The 21,053-nt window shown below is 70.4% G+C and carries 25 protein-coding genes; 17 read left to right on the forward strand and 8 right to left on the reverse strand.

Going from position 1 to position 21,053, the window contains the following annotated elements; all coding sequences use genetic code 11:
• Nucleotides 1-16 precede the first annotated feature (16 nt).
• Complete coding sequence (locus tag MQN93_RS36700) at nucleotides 17-496, reverse strand: Lrp/AsnC family transcriptional regulator (protein ID WP_016438078.1); 480 nt, start codon at nucleotides 494-496, stop codon at nucleotides 17-19.
• Nucleotides 497-622: 126 nt separating this feature from the next.
• Here MQN93_RS36700 and hppD point away from each other — a divergent pair, with 126 nt between their 5' ends.
• The 5 genes from hppD (at nucleotide 623) to nthA (ending at nucleotide 3,886) form a co-directional block, all read left to right on the forward strand.
• On the forward strand, nucleotides 623-1,768 hold the full coding sequence (gene hppD, locus MQN93_RS36705; RefSeq protein ID WP_242712932.1) for a 4-hydroxyphenylpyruvate dioxygenase: 1,146 nt from the start codon (nucleotides 623-625) through the stop codon (nucleotides 1,766-1,768).
• An 88-nt stretch (nucleotides 1,769-1,856) separates the two neighbouring features.
• Nucleotides 1,857-2,735 (forward strand): phage baseplate protein, encoded by an 879-nt coding sequence (locus tag MQN93_RS36710; RefSeq protein ID WP_242712933.1) that lies wholly within the window; start codon nucleotides 1,857-1,859, stop codon nucleotides 2,733-2,735.
• Nucleotides 2,736-2,744: 9 nt separating this feature from the next.
• Nucleotides 2,745-3,026, forward strand: coding sequence for an SH3-like domain-containing protein (locus MQN93_RS44440; protein ID WP_016438075.1), 282 nt, complete (start codon nucleotides 2,745-2,747; stop codon nucleotides 3,024-3,026).
• Nucleotides 3,019-3,315, forward strand: coding sequence for an SH3-like domain-containing protein (locus MQN93_RS44445; RefSeq protein WP_016438074.1), 297 nt, complete (start codon nucleotides 3,019-3,021; stop codon nucleotides 3,313-3,315). The genes MQN93_RS44440 and MQN93_RS44445 overlap by 8 nt, the downstream gene beginning before the upstream one ends.
• Nucleotides 3,305-3,886 (forward strand): nitrile hydratase subunit alpha, encoded by a 582-nt coding sequence (gene nthA, locus MQN93_RS36720; RefSeq protein ID WP_242712934.1) that lies wholly within the window; start codon nucleotides 3,305-3,307, stop codon nucleotides 3,884-3,886. Before MQN93_RS44445 ends, nthA begins: the two co-directional genes overlap by 11 nt.
• A gap of 1 nt (nucleotide 3,887) precedes the next feature.
• Here nthA and MQN93_RS36725 read toward each other — a convergent pair whose 3' ends face one another.
• Complete coding sequence (locus MQN93_RS36725; RefSeq protein WP_242712935.1) at nucleotides 3,888-5,354, reverse strand: tetratricopeptide repeat protein; 1,467 nt, start codon at nucleotides 5,352-5,354, stop codon at nucleotides 3,888-3,890.
• Between the two features lie 92 nt (nucleotides 5,355-5,446).
• Here MQN93_RS36725 and MQN93_RS36730 point away from each other — a divergent pair, with 92 nt between their 5' ends.
• Nucleotides 5,447-6,862, forward strand: a complete 1,416-nt coding sequence (locus tag MQN93_RS36730) for an FAD-binding oxidoreductase (protein ID WP_037783733.1) — start codon at nucleotides 5,447-5,449, stop codon at nucleotides 6,860-6,862.
• 17 nt (nucleotides 6,863-6,879) lie between these two features.
• Here MQN93_RS36730 and MQN93_RS36735 read toward each other — a convergent pair whose 3' ends face one another.
• Nucleotides 6,880-7,293, reverse strand: coding sequence for an SsgA family sporulation/cell division regulator (locus MQN93_RS36735; RefSeq protein ID WP_016438070.1), 414 nt, complete (start codon nucleotides 7,291-7,293; stop codon nucleotides 6,880-6,882).
• 263 nt (nucleotides 7,294-7,556) lie between these two features.
• On the opposite strand from MQN93_RS36735, the gene MQN93_RS36740 reads away from it, so the two are divergent.
• The gene (locus MQN93_RS36740; RefSeq protein WP_242712936.1) at nucleotides 7,557-9,068 is read left to right on the forward strand and encodes an RDD family protein; all 1,512 of its coding nucleotides are present in this window, start codon (nucleotides 7,557-7,559) and stop codon (nucleotides 9,066-9,068) included.
• Nucleotides 9,069-9,157: 89 nt separating this feature from the next.
• Nucleotides 9,158-9,850 (forward strand): RDD family protein, encoded by a 693-nt coding sequence (locus tag MQN93_RS36745; RefSeq protein WP_242712937.1) that lies wholly within the window; start codon nucleotides 9,158-9,160, stop codon nucleotides 9,848-9,850.
• Between the two features lie 23 nt (nucleotides 9,851-9,873).
• Here MQN93_RS36745 and MQN93_RS36750 read toward each other — a convergent pair whose 3' ends face one another.
• The gene (locus MQN93_RS36750) at nucleotides 9,874-10,149 is read right to left on the reverse strand and encodes a hypothetical protein (RefSeq protein ID WP_242712938.1); all 276 of its coding nucleotides are present in this window, start codon (nucleotides 10,147-10,149) and stop codon (nucleotides 9,874-9,876) included.
• Nucleotides 10,150-10,481: 332 nt separating this feature from the next.
• On the opposite strand from MQN93_RS36750, the gene MQN93_RS36755 reads away from it, so the two are divergent.
• Nucleotides 10,482-12,836 carry an immune inhibitor A domain-containing protein gene (locus MQN93_RS36755; protein WP_242712939.1) on the forward strand — a complete coding sequence of 785 codons (2,355 nt, stop codon included), beginning with the start codon at nucleotides 10,482-10,484 and terminating at the stop codon, nucleotides 12,834-12,836.
• Nucleotides 12,837-12,982: 146 nt separating this feature from the next.
• Nucleotides 12,983-13,321 carry a hypothetical protein gene (locus MQN93_RS36760; RefSeq protein WP_242712940.1) on the forward strand — a complete coding sequence of 113 codons (339 nt, stop codon included), beginning with the start codon at nucleotides 12,983-12,985 and terminating at the stop codon, nucleotides 13,319-13,321.
• 80 nt (nucleotides 13,322-13,401) lie between these two features.
• Here the strand turns inward: MQN93_RS36760 and MQN93_RS36765 are convergent, their stop codons facing one another.
• Nucleotides 13,402-13,992 carry an isochorismatase family protein gene (locus MQN93_RS36765; protein WP_016438064.1) on the reverse strand — a complete coding sequence of 197 codons (591 nt, stop codon included), beginning with the start codon at nucleotides 13,990-13,992 and terminating at the stop codon, nucleotides 13,402-13,404.
• Nucleotides 13,993-14,101: 109 nt separating this feature from the next.
• The gene (locus MQN93_RS36770) at nucleotides 14,102-15,448 is read right to left on the reverse strand and encodes a nicotinate phosphoribosyltransferase (protein ID WP_016438063.1); all 1,347 of its coding nucleotides are present in this window, start codon (nucleotides 15,446-15,448) and stop codon (nucleotides 14,102-14,104) included.
• Nucleotides 15,449-15,506: 58 nt separating this feature from the next.
• On the opposite strand from MQN93_RS36770, the gene clpS reads away from it, so the two are divergent.
• From clpS to MQN93_RS36800, 7 genes are all read left to right on the forward strand, one after another.
• The gene (clpS, locus tag MQN93_RS36775) at nucleotides 15,507-15,824 is read left to right on the forward strand and encodes an ATP-dependent Clp protease adapter ClpS (RefSeq protein ID WP_016438062.1); all 318 of its coding nucleotides are present in this window, start codon (nucleotides 15,507-15,509) and stop codon (nucleotides 15,822-15,824) included.
• Between the two features lie 12 nt (nucleotides 15,825-15,836).
• The gene (locus tag MQN93_RS36780; protein WP_016438061.1) at nucleotides 15,837-16,442 is read left to right on the forward strand and encodes a DUF2017 domain-containing protein; all 606 of its coding nucleotides are present in this window, start codon (nucleotides 15,837-15,839) and stop codon (nucleotides 16,440-16,442) included.
• A 342-nt stretch (nucleotides 16,443-16,784) separates the two neighbouring features.
• Nucleotides 16,785-18,218: an amino acid permease gene (locus tag MQN93_RS36785; RefSeq protein ID WP_242712941.1), complete on the forward strand. Its 1,434-nt coding sequence runs from the start codon at nucleotides 16,785-16,787 to the stop codon at nucleotides 18,216-18,218.
• 88 nt (nucleotides 18,219-18,306) lie between these two features.
• The gene (locus tag MQN93_RS36790; protein ID WP_242712942.1) at nucleotides 18,307-18,729 is read left to right on the forward strand and encodes a M67 family metallopeptidase; all 423 of its coding nucleotides are present in this window, start codon (nucleotides 18,307-18,309) and stop codon (nucleotides 18,727-18,729) included.
• Nucleotides 18,730-18,808: 79 nt separating this feature from the next.
• Nucleotides 18,809-18,904 (forward strand): putative leader peptide, encoded by a 96-nt coding sequence (locus MQN93_RS44450; RefSeq protein WP_324604419.1) that lies wholly within the window; start codon nucleotides 18,809-18,811, stop codon nucleotides 18,902-18,904.
• A gap of 94 nt (nucleotides 18,905-18,998) precedes the next feature.
• Nucleotides 18,999-19,277, forward strand: a complete 279-nt coding sequence (locus MQN93_RS36795; RefSeq protein ID WP_016438058.1) for a MoaD/ThiS family protein — start codon at nucleotides 18,999-19,001, stop codon at nucleotides 19,275-19,277.
• Nucleotides 19,278-19,282: 5 nt separating this feature from the next.
• Complete coding sequence (locus tag MQN93_RS36800) at nucleotides 19,283-20,233, forward strand: PLP-dependent cysteine synthase family protein (RefSeq protein WP_016438057.1); 951 nt, start codon at nucleotides 19,283-19,285, stop codon at nucleotides 20,231-20,233.
• A 9-nt stretch (nucleotides 20,234-20,242) separates the two neighbouring features.
• On the opposite strand, the gene MQN93_RS36805 is transcribed toward MQN93_RS36800, so the two are convergent.
• Both MQN93_RS36805 and MQN93_RS36810 read right to left on the reverse strand, forming a co-directional pair.
• The gene (locus MQN93_RS36805) at nucleotides 20,243-20,695 is read right to left on the reverse strand and encodes a type II toxin-antitoxin system PemK/MazF family toxin (RefSeq protein WP_037783770.1); all 453 of its coding nucleotides are present in this window, start codon (nucleotides 20,693-20,695) and stop codon (nucleotides 20,243-20,245) included.
• A 66-nt stretch (nucleotides 20,696-20,761) separates the two neighbouring features.
• Nucleotides 20,762-21,037, reverse strand: coding sequence for a hypothetical protein (locus MQN93_RS36810; protein ID WP_242712943.1), 276 nt, complete (start codon nucleotides 21,035-21,037; stop codon nucleotides 20,762-20,764).
• Nucleotides 21,038-21,053: the final 16 nt, after the last annotated feature.

Genomic DNA, 21,053 nt, shown 5'->3' on the forward strand with positions numbered 1-21,053 from the left:
CTCACCCCAGGGTCGGCTAGGTCCTCTCCGGTTCCTCCGCCGCCTGCTCCACCAGCGGGATGATCCGCAGCGGAACGGGATTTTCCATGACGATAGCGGTGGCGGCCCGGACAATGCCATCAAAACCGACAACCCGGTCGATGACCCGCTGGAGATCGGCGTTGGAGCGGGCCACCAGCCGGCACAGCATGTCCCCGCTGCCGGTGGTGGTGTGCAGCTCCAGCACCTCCGGCACGGTCGCCAAGTGGGCTCGTACGTCCGGGCCTTGGCCCTGTCGGATCTGCAGTGTGGCGAAGGCGGTGACGGGATAGCCGAGGGCGGCCGGGTCCACCTGCGGCCCGAACCCGCGGATGACTCCATTCGACTGAAGCCGGTCCAGCCGCGCCTGCACCGTCCCGCGCGCCACCCCGAGGCGCCGGGACATCTCCAGCACCCCGATCCGCGGCTCCCGCGCCAGCAGCACGATGATCCGCCCGTCCAGCCGGTCGATCGCCACATCAGCCTCCCCGGGCAGTGGTCATCCTGTACAGAAAGCCGGTGGATACGCGGCTCGCACTGAGCAGAATGCCCAGCGAATACGCGAACTATTGCGCACCTTGCGTATGGGGGCCAGGCTGCCGCTATGACGCAGACCACACACCACACTCCCGACACCGCCCGGCAGGCCGACCCCTTCCCGGTCAAGGGAATGGACGCGGTCGTCTTCGCCGTGGGCAACGCCAAGCAGGCGGCGCACTACTACTCCAGCGCCTTCGGCATGCAGCTGGTCGCCTACTCCGGACCGGAGAACGGCAGCCGCGAGACCGCGAGCTACGTCCTGGAGAACGGCTCGGCGCGCTTCGTCTTCACCTCCGTCATCAAGCCCGCCACCACCTGGGGCCACTTCCTCGCCCAGCATGTGGCCGAGCACGGCGACGGCGTCGTCGACCTCGCCATCGAGGTGCCGGACGCCCGCGCCGCGTACGCCTACGCCGTCGAGCACGGCGCCCGCTCGGTGGCCGAGCCGTACGAGGTGAAGGACGAGCACGGCACCGTCGTCCTCGCCGCGATCGCCACCTATGGCGAGACCCGCCACACACTCGTCGACCGCTCCGGCTACGACGGCCCCTACCTCCCCGGCTTCGTCGCCGCCGAGCCCATCGTCCAGCCGCCCGCCCACCGCACCTTCCAGGCCGTCGACCACTGCGTCGGCAACGTCGAACTCGGCCGGATGAACGAGTGGGTCGGCTTCTACAACAAGGTCATGGGCTTCACGAACATGAAGGAGTTCGTGGGCGACGACATCGCGACCGAGTACAGCGCGCTGATGTCGAAGGTGGTGGCCGACGGCACGCTCAAGGTGAAGTTCCCGATCAACGAGCCCGCCGTCGCCAAGAAGAAGTCCCAGATCGACGAGTACCTGGAGTTCTACGGCGGCGCGGGCGTGCAGCACATCGCGCTCAACACCAACGACATCGTGCAGACCGTACGGACGATGCGCGCGGCGGGCGTGGAGTTCCTCAACACCCCGGACTCCTACTACGACACCCTCGGCGAGTGGGTCGGCGACACCCGCGTGCCCGTGGACACCCTGCGCGAGCTGAAGATCCTGGCCGACCGCGACGAGGACGGCTATCTGCTGCAGATCTTCACCAAGCCGGTCCAGGACCGTCCGACCGTCTTCTTCGAGATCATCGAGCGCCACGGCTCGATGGGCTTCGGCAAGGGCAACTTCAAGGCCCTGTTCGAGGCGATCGAGCGGGAGCAGGCCAAGCGCGGCAACCTGTGAGTCCGCAGAATTGCAACCGCTGAACGGCGGTTGACGCTCTCATGTCCTGTGGGTGCCGCGAGGGCATCCGCAGGACATGGGGGGACCAATGTCCACTGCGATCGACCTCGCCGTACCGTCCGCGCGCTGGCTGTGGCAGAAGGCCACGCTCAAGGAGCCGACGGTGCTGCAGTCCTTCGCCTTCGACGAGGCGAACGGGCATCTCTACGTCCTGCAGGTCACCGCGCACGGCCACGCGGCCGGCGACCTGTGCCTCAACCAGCTGGACCTGGGCGGCAAGCGGCTCGGCCACATGTACCTCAGACGCTTCGGGCACGGCGTCAGCATGGGCGTCCAGCGCGACGCCCGTGACGGCAGCACCTGGATCTGGACCGAGGCCGACGCCGAGCGGGGCTTCGGGCAGGGCGTCACCCGCTTCCACTTCAGGAACGGCGCCGTCCGCACCCACACGCAGGTCGCCGTCCGCCACCCGGTGGCGGACTCCGTCAACAACCAGCCGTCGGTCTGCATGACCTCCCGGCGCATCGCCGTCCGCTACCGCGACAGGCACAACCGGCCCCGCTACCGCGTCTGGGACCTCGACGCGTTCGTGGCCCGCCGCTACGACGACCCGGTCGCGGACCTCGCCCAGACGGGCGCCCACCCCGACCCGGCGATCCCCTTCCAGGGCTACGCCCTGCACGGCGACGTCATCTACCAGATCGCCGGTTCCGCCTACGACGCGAGGACCAACCCGGCGGCGGGGCGCGGCAACGCGTACCTCTCCAGCCTCTCCGTCGCCACCGGCGAGCTCCTCCAGCAGACGCGCACCGTGGCCGGCCATCAGCTCAGCCATCGTGAGCCGGAGGGCGTGGCCGTGCGCGGCGGCTCGCGGCCGAAGGTGTACTTCGGTCTCGCGTCGGGGGAGCTGGGGGCCCGCCGCTTCTCCATCGTCGTCAAGGACGACGCGGCGGCGGCCCGGTCGTAGGCTGGCCGCATGGCGAGGATCAACGACGTGGGCGGCTTCGAGGGCTTCGGTGCCATCGACACCGGCGACGATCCCGAGCCCTTCCACGCGGACTGGGAGGCGCGCGTCGTCGGGCTCTTCAACGCCCTGCGCGCGCAGGGGATCTTCAACACCAACGAGTTCCGCGACGCGATCGAGTCGATGCCGCCGGCCGAGTATCTGGCGGCGTCGTACTACGAGCGCTGGTTCCGGGCGGTGTGCACCCTGCTGGAACGCAAGGGCGTGATCGAGCCCGGTGAGCTCGATGCCTGACCGCTTCCCGCCGGGCACGCCCGTGCGCACCTTCCGCCACGACCCGCCGCACCACACCCGCCTGCCGCGCTACGCCCGCGGCAAACGGGGCGTCGTCGTCGAACCGGAGGGGCACGCCGAACTCGCCGACGTCAGCGCACAGGGCCGCGGGGACGCACCCGTCGAGCAGGTCTACGCGGTCCGGTTCGCGGCCCGGGACCTGTGGGGCGAGGGCGACCACCACGTCGTACTGGACCTGTGGGAAAGCTATCTGGAAGCGGACGAAGAGGATGCGGCCGATGAGCGGTGACCACGCGGACGCGACGATCGCACAGCGGGTGCGGCGGCTGGAGACCCTGCTGGAGGACAAGGGGGTGCTCTCCGGCGCCCGGCTCGACGAGATCATCGACGCGTCCCTGTCCGGGGCCTCGCCGGCGAACGGCGCGAGGGTCGTCGCGCGCGCCTGGACCGACCCGGAGTTCAAGGCCCGGCTGCTGGCCGACGGCACCGCCGCCGTGCGTGAACTCGGCTTCATGGAGGGCTCGTACCAGCGTCTGCGGGTCGTCGAGAACACGGAAGCGACGCACAACGTCATCGTCTGCACCCTCTGCTCCTGCTATCCGCTGCGGCTGCTCGGCCCCTCGCCGAGCTGGTACAAGTCCGAGGCCTACCGCTCCCGCGTGGTCCGCGAACCCCGCGCCGTGCTCGGCGAGTTCGGCCTCGACCTGCCCGCCGGCACCGAGATCACGGTGTGGGACTCCAGCGCGGAGACCCGCTACATGGTGCTGCCGCGCCGCCCGGACGGCACGGACGGGCTGACCGAGGAGCAGCTCGCCGCCCTCGTCACCCGCAACGCCCTGATCGGGACGGCGGCGGTCTGACTCAACGGGGCTGCCGCGAGGGCTTGTTGTCCTCGTCGTCGCCGTCCGGGGAGCCCGTGGGCACCGGCTCGTCGGGCGGTTCGCCGAGCGCCGCGAGGGCCTGCTCGGCCAGGGGCGCGGCCGGCGGCGAGAAGTACGGGTTGATCCGCAGCGCCTCCTGCAGATGCCGCCGCGCGGGCCCGGCCAGCTCCAACTCCCGCTCGATCATGCCCCGGTGGTACGCGTACAGGGCGCTGCGCACCCCGCCGCCGTGCGCGTGGTCCGTCGCCTTCGCGGCGAACTTCAGCGCCTCCTTGTCGTCCCCGGCGCGGTGCAGCGCCCACCCCAGCGCGTCGGCCACCTCGATCCCCGGCTGCCGCTGCCACTCGGCGCGCAGCCGGCGCACGGCCGCCCGTGGGTCCCCGTGGTCCGCCTCCAGGATGCCGAGCACCAGCTCGCCGTCCACCCCGCCCGCCGTCTCGTCCGCCACCCGCGCGCGCAGCTGGTCGTACTCCACCCGGGCCGCCTGGGTGAGCCCCAGCGACTCGTACAACTCGCCCAGTTCCAGGGCGTACCGGGGACACGGCCGCTTGCCGAGCGCCACCCGGTAGGCGTTCAGCGCCTCCGTCGTGCGGCCCAGCGCGGCCAGCGTCCGCCCCTGCCCGGCCTGCGCCGCACGCTGATCGGGGTCGAGCCGCACGGCCTCCTCGAAGCGCCGCAGCGCCTCGTCCAGGTCCCCGCGCTCGAACGCCAGCTGCCCGGCCCGCTCCAGATACGCCGCCTGCTCGGCGGGCCGCAGGGCGCCGGCCGCCGCGTCGGACAGGGCGGCCGCCGCGTCCTCGCGCCAGCCCCGGTCGCGGTAGACGGCCGCGGCCCACGCCTGCACGGCCGCCCCGGAGCGCAGCTCCAGCAGCCGGTCCAGCGTGCGCTTGGCCGCCTTGTAGTCGCCGAGCCCCGTGTAGGCGTCGATCAGCAGCGGGTACGTCGTCCACCGCCTGGGCGCGGCCTTCAGCGCCGCCTCGCCCCAGGTCCGCGCCGAACGGAAGTCCCGCCGGGCGGCGGACAGCGCCGCCATGCCGTCCAGCGCCTGCGCATTGCCCTTGGGCCGGACCGTCAGCGAGGTGCGCAGCGCCTTCTCGGCCCGCGGGTAGTTCGTGGCGTCCGCGGTGCGCCGCCCCTGCTCGACATAGGCCGCCCCGAGCACCGCCCACGACCCCGCGTCCTTCGGATGCGTCCGCACCAGGGCCTCGCGCTCGTCGATCAGCGCCGCCAGGTCGGGCAGCGCGGCCGGCACCCCCGCGGCGACCGCCGACAGCGCCTGCGCTCCCGGTGCCGGCAGGGCGGGCGGGTGCGCGGCCGGCCGCTGCCACGGCCACAGCGCGAGCGCCCCGCCCAGCACGGCACATCCCGCGACGGCGGCGATCAGCAGCCGCCGCCCCCGCGCCGCCCGGTGTCCGCGCCCGGCCGCCTCCGCTTGCGTCTCCTCCATGGCGATCACTGTGCGTCAGTACGACGAGCACATCCCGGCATACGTCCAGTGCCGTAGACGGGGTTCACACCGATGGCCCCGGGTGCGACGCTGTGATCATGAGCCGTATCGAAGCGCGTCGCGACGAAGACACAGCAGCGATGGGCAGCCTGGTCGACCGTCTGCTGGCCGGTCTGCCCGCCGAGGCCGTCCTGACCGACCCGGACATCACGGTCTCCTACGCCAACGACATGGCCAGCTTCTGCCCGGCCGGCTCCCCGGCGGTGGTCGTGCTGCCGCGCACGGTCGAACAGGTGCAGCACGTCATGCGGACCGCCACGGAGCTGCGGGTCCCGGTCGTCCCGCAGGGCGCCCGCACCGGACTGTCCGGCGGCGCCAACGCCACCGACGGCTGCATCGTGCTGTCGCTGACGAAGATGGACAGGATCCTGGAGATCAACCCCGTCGACCGCATCGCGGTGGTCGAGCCGGGCGTGATCAACGCCGTCCTCTCGCGCGAGGTGGGCGAGCACGGTCTGTACTACCCGCCGGACCCCTCCAGCTGGGAGATGTGCACGATCGGCGGCAACATCGGGACGGCCTCGGGCGGCCTGTGCTGTGTGAAGTACGGGGTCACGGCCGAGTACGTGCTCGGCCTGGAGGTGGTGCTGGCCGACGGACGGCTGATGTCCACCGGCCGCCGTACCGCCAAGGGCGTCGCGGGCTACGACCTGACCCGGCTCTTCGTCGGCTCCGAGGGCTCCCTCGGCATCGTCGTACGGGCGGTCCTGGCGCTGCGGCCCAAGCCGCCGCAGCAGCTGGTGCTGGCGGCCGAGTTCGCGTCCGGGGCGGCCGCCTGCGACGCGGTCTGCCGGATCATGGAGGGCGGCCATGTGCCCTCGCTGCTGGAGCTGATGGACCGTACGACGGTCAAGGCGGTCAACGACATGGCGCAGATGGGCCTGCCGGAGACCACCGAGGCCCTGCTCCTCGCGGCCTTCGACACCTCCGACCCGGCCGCCGACCTCGCCGCCGTCGGCGCGCTGTGCGAGGCGGCGGGTGCCACCCAGGTGGTCCCCGCCGACGACGTCGCCGAGTCCGAACTGCTCCTCCAGGCGCGGCGGTTGTCGCTCACCGCGCTGGAGGCCGTCAGCGGCACCACGATGATCGACGACGTGTGCGTGCCGCGGTCCCGGCTCGGCGACATGCTCGAAGGCACCGAGCGGATCGCCGAGAAGTACCAGCTCACCATCGGGGTCGTCGCGCACGCGGGCGACGGCAACACCCATCCGACCGTCTGCTTCGACGCGGCCGACCCCGACGAGTCCCGCCGCGCCCGCGAGTCCTTCGACGAGATCATGGCCCTCGGCCTCGAACTCGGCGGCACGATCACCGGCGAGCACGGCGTGGGGGTCCTGAAGAAGGAGTGGCTGGCGCGCGAGATCGGCCCGGTGGGCCTGGAGATGCAGCGGAACATCAAGCAGGTCTTCGATCCGCTGAACCTCCTCAACCCGGGCAAGCTGTTCTGAACCGTCCGCCGGTCCGGTCACCGGGCGAGCAGCTGATCGAGCGCGTCGTCGATCCCGAGCTGCTCGCCCTCAGTCCCCGGGGGCACCACCCGCAGCGTGCGCTCGAGCCAGGCGGACACCTGGGCGGCCGGCGCCTCCAGCAGGGCGTCACCGTCGGGTGAACTCAGCGCCATCAGAACGACGCTGCGCCCCTGCGACTTGGTCGGCCACACCCGCACGTCCCCGTGCCCGCACGGCCGGAACACCCCCTCCACCAGCAGATCGCGGGAGAAGGTCCAGTACACGGGGCTGTCCGAGTTGATGTGGAAGGTGACGTGGACGGCGTACGGGTCGTCGGTGCGGTAGCTCAGCCGCGCCGGGACCGGGATGCTGCGCTCCGGGGACAGGATCAGTCTGAGTTCGAGCTCGCGTTCCACCACGGTGTAGTGCATGTCGTGCGGTTCCTCTCTCGGGCAGGTGTACGGGCCCCGTGCGGGGTCCGTACGAGGGAGAGGGGGAAACCGCCCGGGCATTACGCGAGTCGCCGGAAGTTTTTTCCGGCTCTGTGTCCGACTTTGTGTCCGACTCTGTGAAGGCCGTGCACGGGGTTGCCCGGAAAGGGGGCGGGTCCAGCGGGACGGTCGGTGGGGGAGCGGCGGGTCTGATAGATGTGGAGCCCCGATATTCACCCCCGAGCAGATACGGGACGACGGACATGAGCGCCCCAACCCCGGCCCCCGGTGACAACAGGCCCCGCGAAGGCTATTACCCGGATCCGTCCATTCCTGGATATGTCCGGTACTGGAACGGCGCGGCCTGGGTACCGGGCACCAGCCGTCCGGCGCCGACCGACGGCGAGTCGCTCATGCCGCCGCCCGGCTCTAACCCGGCTCCCGTCGAGGAGACGGGACCGCACTTCTTCGACGAGGACCCCCAGCCGGGGCCGTCCCCGTCCGAGGCCCAGCACGGCAGCCGTCCCGAACCCGCCTCCGCCTGGGGCGCCGACCGCGCGCACCAGTCGGGCTTCGGCGGCGAGCAGGACCGCCGGGTGTCGTGGGGCGCGCCGCAGGGCGCCGACCCGCGCGTGCCCGCCGATCCGCCGGCCCAGCCCGACGGCCGGGCCGCGCGCACCGACGGCACCGCGACGATCCCGCCCGCGGACGGCGGCGCCGACGACGTGGCCTCCGGCGGCACGTTCGTCTTCCGCAGGCCGACGGCGAACCCCGGGGGAGCCGCGGGGAGCGCCGCCGCGACGGGCGCGAAGAGCGGATCCGGTGCGCCCGCCGCGCGCCCCGCGGACGCGGCCACTCCCGGCATCCCCGGTCCCGGCGGCCCCGTGGGCGACGAGGGCACCATGACCTTCCGCGCGGTCTCCCCGCGCACGGGACGGCAGGACGGGGCGCAGTCCGGCGGCACGGGCAAGCCCGGCTTCGGCGCGGGCAAGGCGGCGGCCGAGCGGGCCTCCGCGGCGCAGGCGCAGTCCCCCGCCCCCGCCGCGCCCGGACCCTCGGGCCCCCAGGCCGCCCCGACCGTCCCTCCGCAGTCGTCCGCCCCCGCCGCCCAGACACCTGCCGCCCAGACACCCGCCGCCCCTCCCGCACCCCTGACCACCGGCCCCGGCGGCGGTCAGTCCTCCTGGGCGCAGCAGGTGCACCGGCTCGCGGGCGCCGGCGAGGAGCAGCCGGTGGCCCCCTGGAGGCCGCCCGTCGAGGACGTCTTCACGGCCGCCGCCCGGCGTCAGTCCGCCGCCCGCCCGGCGGGCCTGGGCAAGCGGCTGGCCGCCCGGCTGCTGGACACCGTCGTCCTCGCGGGCGTCACCGCCGTGGCCGCCGTACCGCTCGGCACCAAGGCGCTCGACCACGTCGACGAGAAGATCGACGCGGCCAAGCTCTCCGGCGAGACCGTGACCGTATGGCTGCTGGACGGCACGACCTCGGTGTACCTGGGCGTGGTCCTCGCGGTACTGCTCGTCTTCGGCGTCCTCTACGAGGCGCTGCCCACCGCCAAGTGGGGCCGCACGCTGGGCAAGAAGCTGCTGGGGCTGCAGGTGCGGGACATCGAGGCGCACGAGCCGCCGTCCTTCGGCGGTGCGCTGCGCCGCTGGCTCGTCTACAGCGTGCCGGGCCTGCTCGTCGTGGGGGTCGTGGGCATCGTGTGGTGCCTGTTCGACCGCCCCTGGCACCAGTGCTGGCACGACAAGGCGGCGGGTACGTTCGTCGCGGGATGACCGCATACGGCGTAGGCAGCAGCTGATTCGGTCATCCGGACGGACGTTCGCCGGATGCGCGGCCGGGAGGTTCGCGGTCCACTCGGGCCATGAGCACCGAACCGCCCCCGGGCTCCGGCAGGCCGCCGGAGGACGACCCGTTCCGGAAACAGCCCCCGCCCGCCCCCGGCTCGGGCTCACCGTACGACGCCCCTTCAGGCGGCGGGCAGCCCCCACAGCCGCCCCCCGGCGGACCACCCCCTCCCGGCGGCCAGCCGCCCCCCTACGCCGGCGGCCCGCACGGTGCCAGTGACCCCTACGGCGGCTCCTCCTACCCCGCCGATCCGCTCGCCGGCATGCCCCCGCTCGCCCCCAGCGGGAAGCGCACGCTGGCCCGGATCATCGACATGATCCTCGTCGGCATCGTCGTCTGGCTGCTCACCTGGCCGATGGGTGTGCACGAGTACAGCGTGGACGGCGACGACATCGAGTACGGCAAGTCCTTCGCGCAGTCGGTCGTCGCGGCCGTGCTCTACATCGCCTACGACACCTTCATGACCAGCACGTCGGGGCAGACGCTCGGCAAGAAGTGGCTGAACATGCGCGTGGCCAACCTCAACAACGGCTCCACGCCCTCCGTGCAGACCTCGCTGGCCCGCGCGGCGGTGCTGTGGATCCCGTTCGCGTTCTGCTGCGCCTGCATCTGGACCGCGATCTCGGGCGGCTGGAGCTACTTCGACCGGCCCTACAAGCAGGGCCTGCACGACAAGGCCGCCAAGACGGTGGTGGTCAGCACCCGTTGACGCGGGGACGCGCTCGCCGTGGCTCAGGAAGCGGCGCGTTCACGCACCGGCTCGGACGCCCCGGACGCGACCGCGGCCGGTACCAGCGCCTCGTTGCGGGCCGGCTGCTCGACCGCGACGACCCTGGGCCTGGGCAGCGGGACCGTCATGGCGACCAGGAGTCCGAGGGCGAGTGCCGAGACGGCGATGACGGCGATCCCCACGCCCGAACTCGTCTGTGACAGCAGCAGCATGGCGAGCGTCGAGAAGATCACGGTGCACGAACCGTAGACGAGCTGGGCGGGCGTCGGACGAGGCATGGCAATCGTGTCCTCGGAAGTGGGGGTCCACGGGGGTGTCGGCCTGGCTTTCCGCCGTTTTCAAGGCTGTCCGCCAACCGACTCTAATCGCGTGTGTGCCCGAGCGGAACGAACAGTAAGCGTGACCTAACCAACAGTGCCGGTGCACAGGGGGCGCACGGAGTCATGGCGTCCAGCACGTGGACGAAACAACGCGCCGGTCGGGGTGTTCGTAAAACGGATTCCGCTTCCGCATAGTGCACTTGTTCTGTCCAAGTCAAGGTCTGTTTTTTCTTACCAGCCTCTAGTCAAATTGCGTCACTTGACATGCACCTTGACCCAGAGGAACTCAAGTGACCCATAGACCTTGGACGTTCAGAGCGACCGCGATCGGTGTCGCGCTCGCGGCGGCCACCGCCACGTTCTCGACGTTCGCCGTGGCCCAGGCCGCCGACCCGGCGGGATCCGCCACCGTCGAGCGCCACGACCCGGCGGCGGTCAAGAACATGGCGGAGCACGACCTCGACGGACCCCTCTCCAAGACCCAGGAGGCCCAGCGCCAGGAGGCCCTGAACGAGGTCATATCCGGCCGGGCTCAGGCCAAGGACCGGCACGGTTCGCAGGTCGTCCAGCTCAAGAGCCGCAAGGGCGACAGCAAGTACGTCGAGCTGAGCCGGGAGAAGACCGACAAGATCTTCACCATCCTCGCGGAGTTCGGCGACCAGACAGACCCGAAGTACGGCGGCACCCCCGGCCCCCTGCACAACCAGATAGCCGCTCCCGACCGGTCCAAGGACAACTCCACGGACTGGAAGGCGGACTACAACCAGCAGCACTTCGAGGAGATGTACTTCGGCACCGGCAAGAACACCGAGTCGCTGAAGAAGTACTACGAGAAGCAGTCCTCGGGCCGCTACTCGGTCGACGGCGAAGTCAGCGACTGGGTCAAGGTGCCCTACAACGAGGCCCGTTACGGCAACAACGCCTGCGGCTCCACCACCTGCTCCACCGCCTGGAACCTGGTGCGCGACGGCCTCAACGCCTGGGTCGCCGACCAGAAGGCGGCCGGCAAGTCCGACGCCGACATCAAGGCGGACCTCGCCCAGTACGACCAGTGGGACCGCTACGACTTCGACGGCGACGGCAACTTCAACGAGCCCGACGGCTACATCGACCACTTCCAGATCGTGCACGCCGGCGAGGACGAGTCCGCGGGCGGCGGCGCCCAGGGCACCGACGCCATCTGGGCCCACCGCTGGTACGCCTTCGGCACCGACGCCGGCGCCACCGGCCCCGAGAACAACAAGCTCGGCGGCACCCAGGTCGGCGACACCGGCATCTGGGTCGGCGACTACACCATGCAGCCGGAGAACGGCGGACTCGGCGTCTACGCCCACGAGTACGGACACGACCTCGGCCTGCCGGACGAGTACGACACCAACGGCGGCGAGAACTCCACCGGCTTCTGGACCCTGATGTCCTCCGGCTCCTGGCTCGGCACCGGCAAGAACGCCATCGGCGACCTGCCGGGCGACATGAACGCCTGGGACAAGCTGCAGCTGGGCTGGCTCAACTACGACACGGCGAAGGCCGGGAAGAAGTCGAAGCACAAGCTGGGCGTCGCCGAGTACAACACCAAGAACAAGCAGGCGCTGGTGGTCTCGCTGCCCGACAAGGCGGTCACCACCGAGGTGGTCACTCCCGCCGAGGGCTCGACCCAGTGGTGGAGCGGCAGCGGCGACGACCTGAAGAACACGCTGACGCGTGAAGTCGACCTGACCGGCAAGAAGTCGGCCGCCCTCACGCTCGACGGCTGGTACGACATCGAGGCGGGCTACGACTACCTCTACGCCGAGGTGTCGACCGACGGCGGCGCCAACTGGACCGCTCTGGACGGCACGGTGGACGGCCAGGCCATCCCGCGCGACGGCAGCGACAAGCCCGCGCTCACCGGCACGATCGACGCGTACAAGAAGCTGTCGTACCCGCTGGACGCCTACGCCGGCCAGAAGATCCAGCTGCGCTTCCGCTACCAGACCGACGGCGGTGTGGCGCAGAAGGGCTTCGCGGCCGACGAGATCACCGTGACCGCGGACGGCGCACCGGTCTTCTCCGACAACGCCGAGGCAGCGGACGCCGCTTGGACCGCGAACGGCTTCTCCCGCATCGGCGCGTCCTTCACCAAGGACTACCAGCAGTACTACGTCGCGGAGAACCGTCAGTACGTGTCGTACGACAAGACCCTGAAGACGGGCCCGTACAACTTCGGCTTCTCGACGACCCGTCCGGACTGGGTGGAGCACTACCCGTACCAGAACGGCCTGTTGATCTGGAAGTGGGACACCTCGCAGCTGGACAACAACACCGGTGACCACCCGGGCACGGGTCTGATCCTGCCGGTCGACTCGCACCCGGCGGCGCTGAAGTGGTCCGACGGCACGCTGATGCGCAACCGCATCCAGGCCTACGACTCGCCCTTCAGCCGCTACCGCACGGACGGCATGACGCTGCACAACGCGGACGTGGCGACGAAGATCAAGAGCTCTTCCGGGGTGCCGGTCTTCAACGACCGGACGAACACCTACTACGACCCGGCGAACCCGGCCGGCGGCGTCAAGATCACTGACACCAACACCAAGATCAAGATCGTTCAGGAGGCCAAGGACGGCTCCACGATCCGGCTCGAGGTCGGCCCTGCAGTGAAGTAATCGGCATTTCTGCAGGTCAGAAGCGTATCGGCGGTGACCCCCTGGCGGGTCGCCGCCGATCGTGTTTAGGTGCGTCCTGTGCTTCCCTTATTGACAGTCCTGCCGACTGTCCCATCGACGCCGACACGCACGGGGGTGTGACCTGCATGGCCGCAGGAGGTTTCTGCAAGCTGCCGACCGGCAGCGTGGTGGTGGCTCTGAACCTGCCCAGACCCACCGCCGACGGCACGGGCTGCGTCCGTGTCCTCGTCCACGCCCACAACCGGGCGCGCGCCCTGACCAGGCTGCGCAACCTGGGCATGCGGGCCGTCTACCTGCGCGGCAACGGGGCCCCGCCGACCCCGGACGAGATCACCGCGGTCCTGCACCACCCCGACGGCGTCATATGGCGCACAGCCCCCGACAACGGTGTCAACACGGACCTTCCGCAGGAGCTGTGGCACCCGATGAGGGCCCTGCTGCGCCGCCCCACGGCTCCTGCCTAGGCGCGGCCTCCCTCTAGGCCACGACGGGCTTCCGGCTCCGGGCTCTCGGCTCAGGCCACCACGGGCTTCCGGCTCAGGGCTCAGGCCACCACGGGCTTCCCGGACAGTTCCACGCCCGCCTCGCGCATCTCCTCCAGCGCCCGCTCGGTCGTCTCCGCGGCCACCCCGGCGGTCAGGTCGAGCAGGACCTGCGTGCGAAAGCCTTCCCGTACGGCGTCCAGGGCGGTGGCGCGTACGCAGTGGTCCGTGGCGATCCCGACGACGTCCACCTCGCTGACGTCCCTGGCCCGCAGCCAGTCGGCCAGTTTGACGCCGTTCTCGTCGGCGCCCTCGAAGCCGCTGTACGCCGCGGCGTACGCCCCCTTGTCGAAGACGGCGTCGATCGCCCCGGAGGCGACGGCGGGGGAGAAGTTCGGATGGAAGCCCACGCCCTCCGTGCCCGCGACGCAGTGCGCGGGCCAGGAGTGCACGAAGTCCGGATTGTCGGCGAAGTGGCCGCCGGGTGCGATGTGGTGGTCGCGGGTGGCCACCACATGCTGGTAGCCCGAGCCGGCCGCCTGTCCGATCAGCTCGGTCACGGCGGCGGCCACATCGGCACCTCCCGCCACGGCGAGACTGCCCCCCTCGCAGAAGTCGTTCTGCACATCGACGACGATCAAGGCGCGGCGCATGGCGGTGTCCTTCAACTATGAGTGGCTTACGAGCCTAGAGACTTCGCGGTCGGTCCGGGAGAGGGCGCGGGGGGTGTACGACCGGCCACCCCCCTCGGGTCACAAGCAGTCAGCTACCCGTGGGCGTGTGCAGGTACTCCGTGGGAAGCACCGGTTCCCCGCGCGAGAGCTGCGTCGCCGACAGCGGCAGACTGTCCCGCGCGGCCACATGACGGTCCCGTACGGCGTCCAGCGGCTCACGGGCGATCACGTCGCCGCCCTTGATCAGCTCGACCAGCAGCTGCCGGTCGGCGAGCTCGGGCGGGACGGGTCCGGTGCCCACGACCTCGGCCTCCGCGACCCCGTCGGCGTCGGGCCGGCGCGCGGCCCACTTGCGGCCGCCGATGGAGGTCTTGCCGCCGCTGGACTTCTTCGCCACCGGCACCAGCGGCGCCCTGGGGTCGTCGGACTCGGCGCGGGCCACCAGCTTGTAGACCATCGAGGCCGTGGGGTGCCCGGACCCGGTCACCAGCTGCGTACCGACGCCGTACGCGTCCACGGGCGCCGCCGCGAGCGAGGCGATGGCGTACTCGTCCAGGTCCGAGGTCACGATGATCTTCGTGTCGCGGGCGCCCAGCTCGTCCAGCTGCTGCCGCACCCGGTGCGCGACCAGCAGCAGGTCGCCGGAGTCGATGCGCACGGCGCCCAGCTCGGGCCCGGCGGTCTCGACCGCCAGCCGTACCGCCTCGGTGACGTCGTAGGTGTCCACCAGCAGGGTCGTGCCGCGGCCGAGCGAGTCGACCTGGGCCCGGAACGCGTCCCGCTCGTGGTCGTGCAGGAGGGTGAAGGCGTGCGCGGAGGTGCCGACGGTCGGGATGTTGTAGCGGAAGCCGGCCGCCAGGTCGGAGGTGGAGGCGAAGCCGCCGACGTAGGCGGCGCGCGCGGCGGCGACGGCGGCCAGCTCGTGGGTGCGGCGGGCGCCCATCTCGATCAGCGGGCGCGAGCCCGCGGCCGAGGACATGCGGGAGGCGGCCGCGGCGATCGCGGAGTCGTGGTTGAGGATCGACAGGATCACGGTCTCCAGCAGCACGCACTCGGCGAAGGACCCCTCGACCCGCATGATCGGCGAGCCCGGGAAGTACACCTCGCCCTCGGGGTAGCCCCACACGTCACCGCTGAACCGGTAGCCGGCGAGCCACTCCAGCGTCGCCTCGTCGACGATGGAGCGCTCGCGCAGGTACCGCAGGACGTCCGCGTCGAACCGGAAGTTCTCCACGGCGTCCAGGACCCGCCCGGTGCCCGCCACGACGCCGTAGCGCCGCCCGTCGGGCAGTCGCCGGGTGAAGACCTCGAAGACGCTCCGCCGCCCAGCCGTACCGGCCTTGAGGGCGGCCTGCAGCATCGTGAGCTCGTACTGGTCCGTGAAGAGCGCCGTCGAGGGAACGTCCACCGGCAGCCCTAGGTCCGCTGTGTTCATGGCAACAGATGCTACCGCACTTCGCGTCAGTGTGACGATTTGTGGGGGCCGTGGCAGCATGGGCCTTGTGACGTCACCCGCTCCCCTTGAGATCGAGAAGACCGAATCGGCGGAGGAGGTCTTCGCCGTACCCGAGCCCGACGTCCCCTGGGTCACGATCGTTCACAACGACCCGGTCAACCTCATGAGCTATGTGACGTACGTCTTCCAGACGTACTTCGGCTACAGCAAGGACAAGGCCACCAAGCTCATGCTCGACGTCCACCACAAGGGCCGGGCGGTCGTCTCCAGCGGAACCCGCGAGGAGATGGAACGCGACGTGCAGGCCATGCACGGCTACGGCCTGTGGGCCACCCTCCAACAGGACCGGAAGTAGCGACATCTTCTGATGCCAGGACACTTCGAACCGCTCCCCGACGGCGGCGCGGCCGTCGCGCTCGACGACGTCGAGATCTCCATCATCCGGTCGCTGGCCGTCCAGCTGTTGGAACTCATCGGGCCCGGCCCCGGCGAGGACGCCTCCGACGACCCGTTGGCCGAGCTCTTCGCGGAGGGCCCGAGCGAGCCCCCCAAGGACCCGGTGCTCAGACGGCTCTTCCCGGACGCCTACAGCGACCCCGAGGGCGTGCCCGCCAATCCCGAGGCGGCCGACGAACAGCGGGCGTACTCCGCGGAGTTCCGCCGCTACACCGAGAACGACCTGCGCGCCGGCAAGCGTGAGAACGCGCTCGCGGTGGTCCGCTGCCTGGACGCGCTGACGCCCGCAGCCGACGGCGGCGCGGTCCTCAAGCTCTCGGCCGGGGAGTCCCGGCAGTGGCTGAACTCCCTCAACGACCTGCGGCTCGCGATCGGCTCCCGGCTGGAGATCACCGACGAGGACGACACCGAGGTCCTCTACCGGCTCCCCGACGAGGACCCGCGCAAGCCCATGGTGATGGCGTATCTCTGGCTGGGCGGCCTCCAGGAGACGCTGGTGAGCACCCTGATGCCGTGACGTGTGACGGTTCTGTGTTCGCTCAGAGAACGCTCAAATCCGGATAACGATCACGTCACCGCGGCGGCCGTGAATGCGGCCACGCGAACCCCTTTGTCCGCTTCTTCCTGTGGTGTGTGACACATGTCGCTGCGGTGATCACTCTTGCGGCCGTGATAAATCTTCACGACCGCCCGGCGAACACCACCCATGTTCGGCCGGGTGCGCCACCGAGCCGGCGGATCGCCGGCCAGGCACGGACGGGCCCGCAAGGCCCGCCCAGCTCCATCAATCCGGGGGGATCGAGACCCGATCCGAGGCCGACGAGAGGCCCGGGTCGGCATGGAGAAAGGCGCATCACAGATGACCTCCGCTCAGGTCGAGAACGAGGAGGCCCCGCAGCGGGCCGAAGAGGGGTACGAGCGCGGACTCGGCAGCCGCCAGGTCCAGATGATCGCCATCGGCGGCGCCATCGGCGTCGGCCTCTTCCTGGGAGCCGGGGCGAACATCGCCAAGGCAGGCCCCAGCCTCATCTTCATGTACGCCCTCGCGGGCGTGATCATCTTCTTCATCATGCGGGCGCTCGGCGAGCTGCTCCTGTACCGCCCGGTCTCGGGCTCCTTCGCGGAGTACTCCCGCGAGTTCCTCGGCCCGTTCTTCGGCTACTTCACGGCCTGGACGTACTGGCTGATGTGGGTCGTCACCGGCATGGCCGAACTGACGGCCGCCGCGATCTACGTCAACTACTGGTTCCCGTCGATCCCGCAATGGGTCACGGCCCTGGTCTTCCTGGTGGTCCTCTTCGGGGTCAACCTGATCTCCGTCAAGGTCTTCGGTGAGCTGGAGTTCTGGTTCTCGATGGTCAAGGTCACCGCGCTGATCGGCATGATCGTCATCGGCCTGGGTGTGCTCACCTTCGGCTTCAGCTCCGCCGGCGACACCGCGGCCGTCTCCAACCTCTGGCAGTTCGACGGCTTCTTCCCCAAGGGCATCGGCTCGTCCCTGATGACCCTGCAGGGCGTCATGTTCGCCTACCTCGCCGTCGAGCTGGTCGGCGTCACCGCCGGCGAGTCCGAGAACCCGGAGAAGACCCTCCCCAAGGCGATCAACACCCTGCCCTGGCGCATCGCGCTGTTCTACGTCGGCGCCCTCACCGTCATCCTGTGCGTGGTGAAGTGGACCGAGTTCGCGCCGGGCGTGAGCCCCTTCGTCGCGGCCTTCGCGAAGATCGGCATCCCGGCCGGCGCCGGCATCGTCAACTTCGTCGTCCTGACCGCGGCCCTGTCCTCCTGCAACTCGGGCATGTACTCCACGGGCCGCATGCTGCGCAACCTCGCCGACAACGGCGAGGCCCCGAAGGTCTTCAGCCGGCTGTCCGGCTCCAAGACCCCGGCGTTCGGCATCACGGTCTCGGTGCTCTTCATGGGCATCGGCGTGGTCCTGAACTACGTCGTCCCGGAGAAGGCCTTCGGCTACGTCACCTCGGTGGCCACCGCGGCCGGTATCTGGACCTGGCTGATGATCCTGATCAGCCACGTCCTCTACCGCCGCGCGGTCGTCGCGGGCCGGCTGCCCGCCTCGTCCTTCCCGGCGCCGGGCGGCGCGGTCTGCTCGTACATCGCCATCGCCTTCCTGCTCTTCGTCACCGGCCTGATCGCCTACGACGCCGACGCCCGCGTCTGCCTCTACGTCATGGCCGGCTGGGCGGTCGCGCTCGGCATCGGCTGGGCGGTCCTGAAGAACCGCAACCCCGAGGTCACGCAGCGGCGCGAGCCGCAGCTGGAGAAGGTCGGCTGACCGGTCGGCCGACCTCTTCCGTCCGGCATCCGGGCGGGCCCGTACCACGCCTCGGTACGGGCCTGCCCTTCTGCTTATCCTTTCGGACATGCTGACCATCACCCAGGCGCTCGTCGACCAGATCGTCGCGCACGCGCGCAAGGACCACCCCGACGAGGCGTGCGGCGTCGTCGCGGGCCCGGCGGGCTCGGACCGCCCCGAGCGCTTCATCCCGATGCTGAACGCGGCCATGTCGCCCACGTTCTACGAGTTCGACTCCGGCGACCTGCTCAAGCTCTACCGCGAGATGGACGACCGCGACGAGGAGCCGGTGGTCATCTACCACTCCCACACCGCGACCGAGGCCTACCCCTCGCGCACCGACATCTCCTACGCCAACGAGCCCGGCGCCCACTACGTCCTGGTGTCCACCGCCGACACCGACGGCCTCGGCGACTTCCAGTTCCGCTCGTACCGCATCGTGGAAGGCGAGGTCACGGAGGAGGAGGTCACGATCGTGGAGGCCTACTGATCCCGCATTCCGGTCGTAAATCGTCCAGTATGCGAGATCACACTCCGGGCCCGGGACCGGGAATCGATACGATGACCCCATGGTTCTGAACGACGTGAGCATCGAGGCGCCGAGCACCCTGCTCGTGGCGCGGCTGCACGTCGACCTGTGCAGGCTGAACAGCGCCATCTGTTGATCTTCCCTGCCGCCGTACGGCCGTGAGCCGCGGCGTGCTGTCGTGCGCCCACCTTTCCGCCCCTTCCCGTACCTCCCGACAGGAGCCCGCAACCATGGCCATCGAGGTCCGCATCCCGACCATCCTCCGCACGTACACCGACGGCCAGAAGGCGGTGGAGGGCAACGGGGACACCCTCGCCGAGCTCTTCGCCGACCTCGAGACCCGGCACGCGGGCATCCAGGCGCGCATCGTCGACGCCGGCGAGCTGCGCCGCTTCGTCAACGTCTACCTGAACGACGAGGACGTCCGCTTCCTCGAAGGCATCAACACCAAGGTCGCCGACGGCGACAACGTCACGATCCTGCCGGCCGTGGCCGGCGGCATGGCCTGATCGGAATGCGCTACGACTCCCCGCTCGCCGCGGTGGGCAACACCCCTCTGGTGCGCCTGCCGCGGCTCTCGCCGTCCGCCGACGTCCGCATCTGGGCCAAGCTGGAGGACCGCAACCCCACCGGCTCGGTCAAGGACCGCCCCGCCCTGCACATGATCGAGCAGGCCGAGAAGGACGGCCGGCTCACCCCCGGCTGCACCATCCTCGAACCGACCTCCGGCAACACCGGCATCTCCCTGGCCATGGCCGCCAAGCTCAAGGGCTACCGCATGGTGTGCGTGATGCCCGAGAACACCTCGCAGGAGCGCCGGGACCTGCTCGGCATGTGGGGCGCCGAGATCATCTCCTCCCCGGCCGCGGGCGGCTCCAACACCGCCGTACGGGTCGCGAAGGAACTCTCCGCCGAGCACCCGGACTGGGTGATGCTCTACCAGTACGGCAACCCCGACAACGCCGGCGCGCACTACGCGACGACCGGCCCGGAGATCCTCGCCGACCTGCCCTCCGTCACCCACTTCGTCGCAGGCCTCGGCACCACCGGCACCCTGATGGGCGTCGGCCGCTATCTGCGCGAGCACAAGCCGGACGTGAAGATCGTCGCCGCCGAGCCGCGCTACGACGACCTGGTGTACGGCCTCAGGAACCTCGACGAGGGCTTCGTACCGGAGCTGTACGACGCCTCCGTCCTCACCACCCGCTTCTCGGTCGGCTCCGCCGACGCGGTCACCCGCACCCGTGAACTGCTCCAGCAGGAGGGCATCTTCGCGGGCGTCTCCACCGGGGCCGCACTGCACGCGGCGATCGGCGTCGGCAACAAGGCGCTGAAGGCGGGGGAGTCCGCCGACATCGTGTTCGTCGTGGCCGACGGCGGCTGGAAGTACCTGTCGACGGGCGTCTACACGGCGGCCACGACGGAAGAGGCCATCGAGACGCTGCAGGGCCAGCTCTGGGCGTGAGCCGCCTGCCTACGTAGCCAGGTGCCGGACCTGGTCCCACAGGACCGGGTCCACCACGCCCACCCTGCGCCGGAAGTCCTGCACCGGCACCTCGCGCAGCTCGTCCGTCTCCAGGAAGCTCGCACGCCCGTGGGCGTCGCCCACCGCACCCGGGGGCAGCGGGATCACTCCGGACCGCTCGTCGTGGTACTTGCTGGTGATCTTCGCGACGGTCGCCCGCCCCCCGTGCACCACCAGCACCAGACAGGGCCGGTCCTTCGCGCCGGGCCCGTCCTCGTAGGGCACGTTCGCCCACCAGATCTCCGCCGGCCGCGGCCGCGCACCCTTCCGCACCCCCGCCCGCCCCGGCGGCCGCGTCCGCCGCCCCGCAGGCCGCCGCCCCCGCCCCCAGCCATCAACAAGCGTGGCAACCAGCGCAAGCAACACCACCGCAGCCAGCGCAAGCCACCATGACGTGTCCATACGGACGACGGTACCGGCGCACAATGTGCGCCGCACAGGCTCCGGTCGAACCCGCGCGGTGAGCGTTCAGTACAACGGCTCTCTTCCCGTGATCTGCCGATAGATGCCGTCGAGGAGATCGACCTCGATTTCAATCTCCCTTTCGGCCAGAAAATACGCTCCGCTCGTGTATGCCGCGAGCTGCACTCGCAACATTTCCTCGATGGTGAGGAACTCGATCTCGGTGTCGGCGCCCTCCAGAACTCCGGCTACACCGATAAAATCGCCGGCTTTCCAGACCGCAGCATATTGGTCGGACGAAGCAGACAGGAGGATGGGTACCCAGTCGCCCAGCGTGTCCAAGTCTGGATTTCCCAGT

The sequence above is a fragment of the Streptomyces spinosisporus genome (assembly GCF_022698145.1).
Classification (GTDB): domain Bacteria; phylum Actinomycetota; class Actinomycetes; order Streptomycetales; family Streptomycetaceae; genus Streptomyces; species Streptomyces spinosisporus.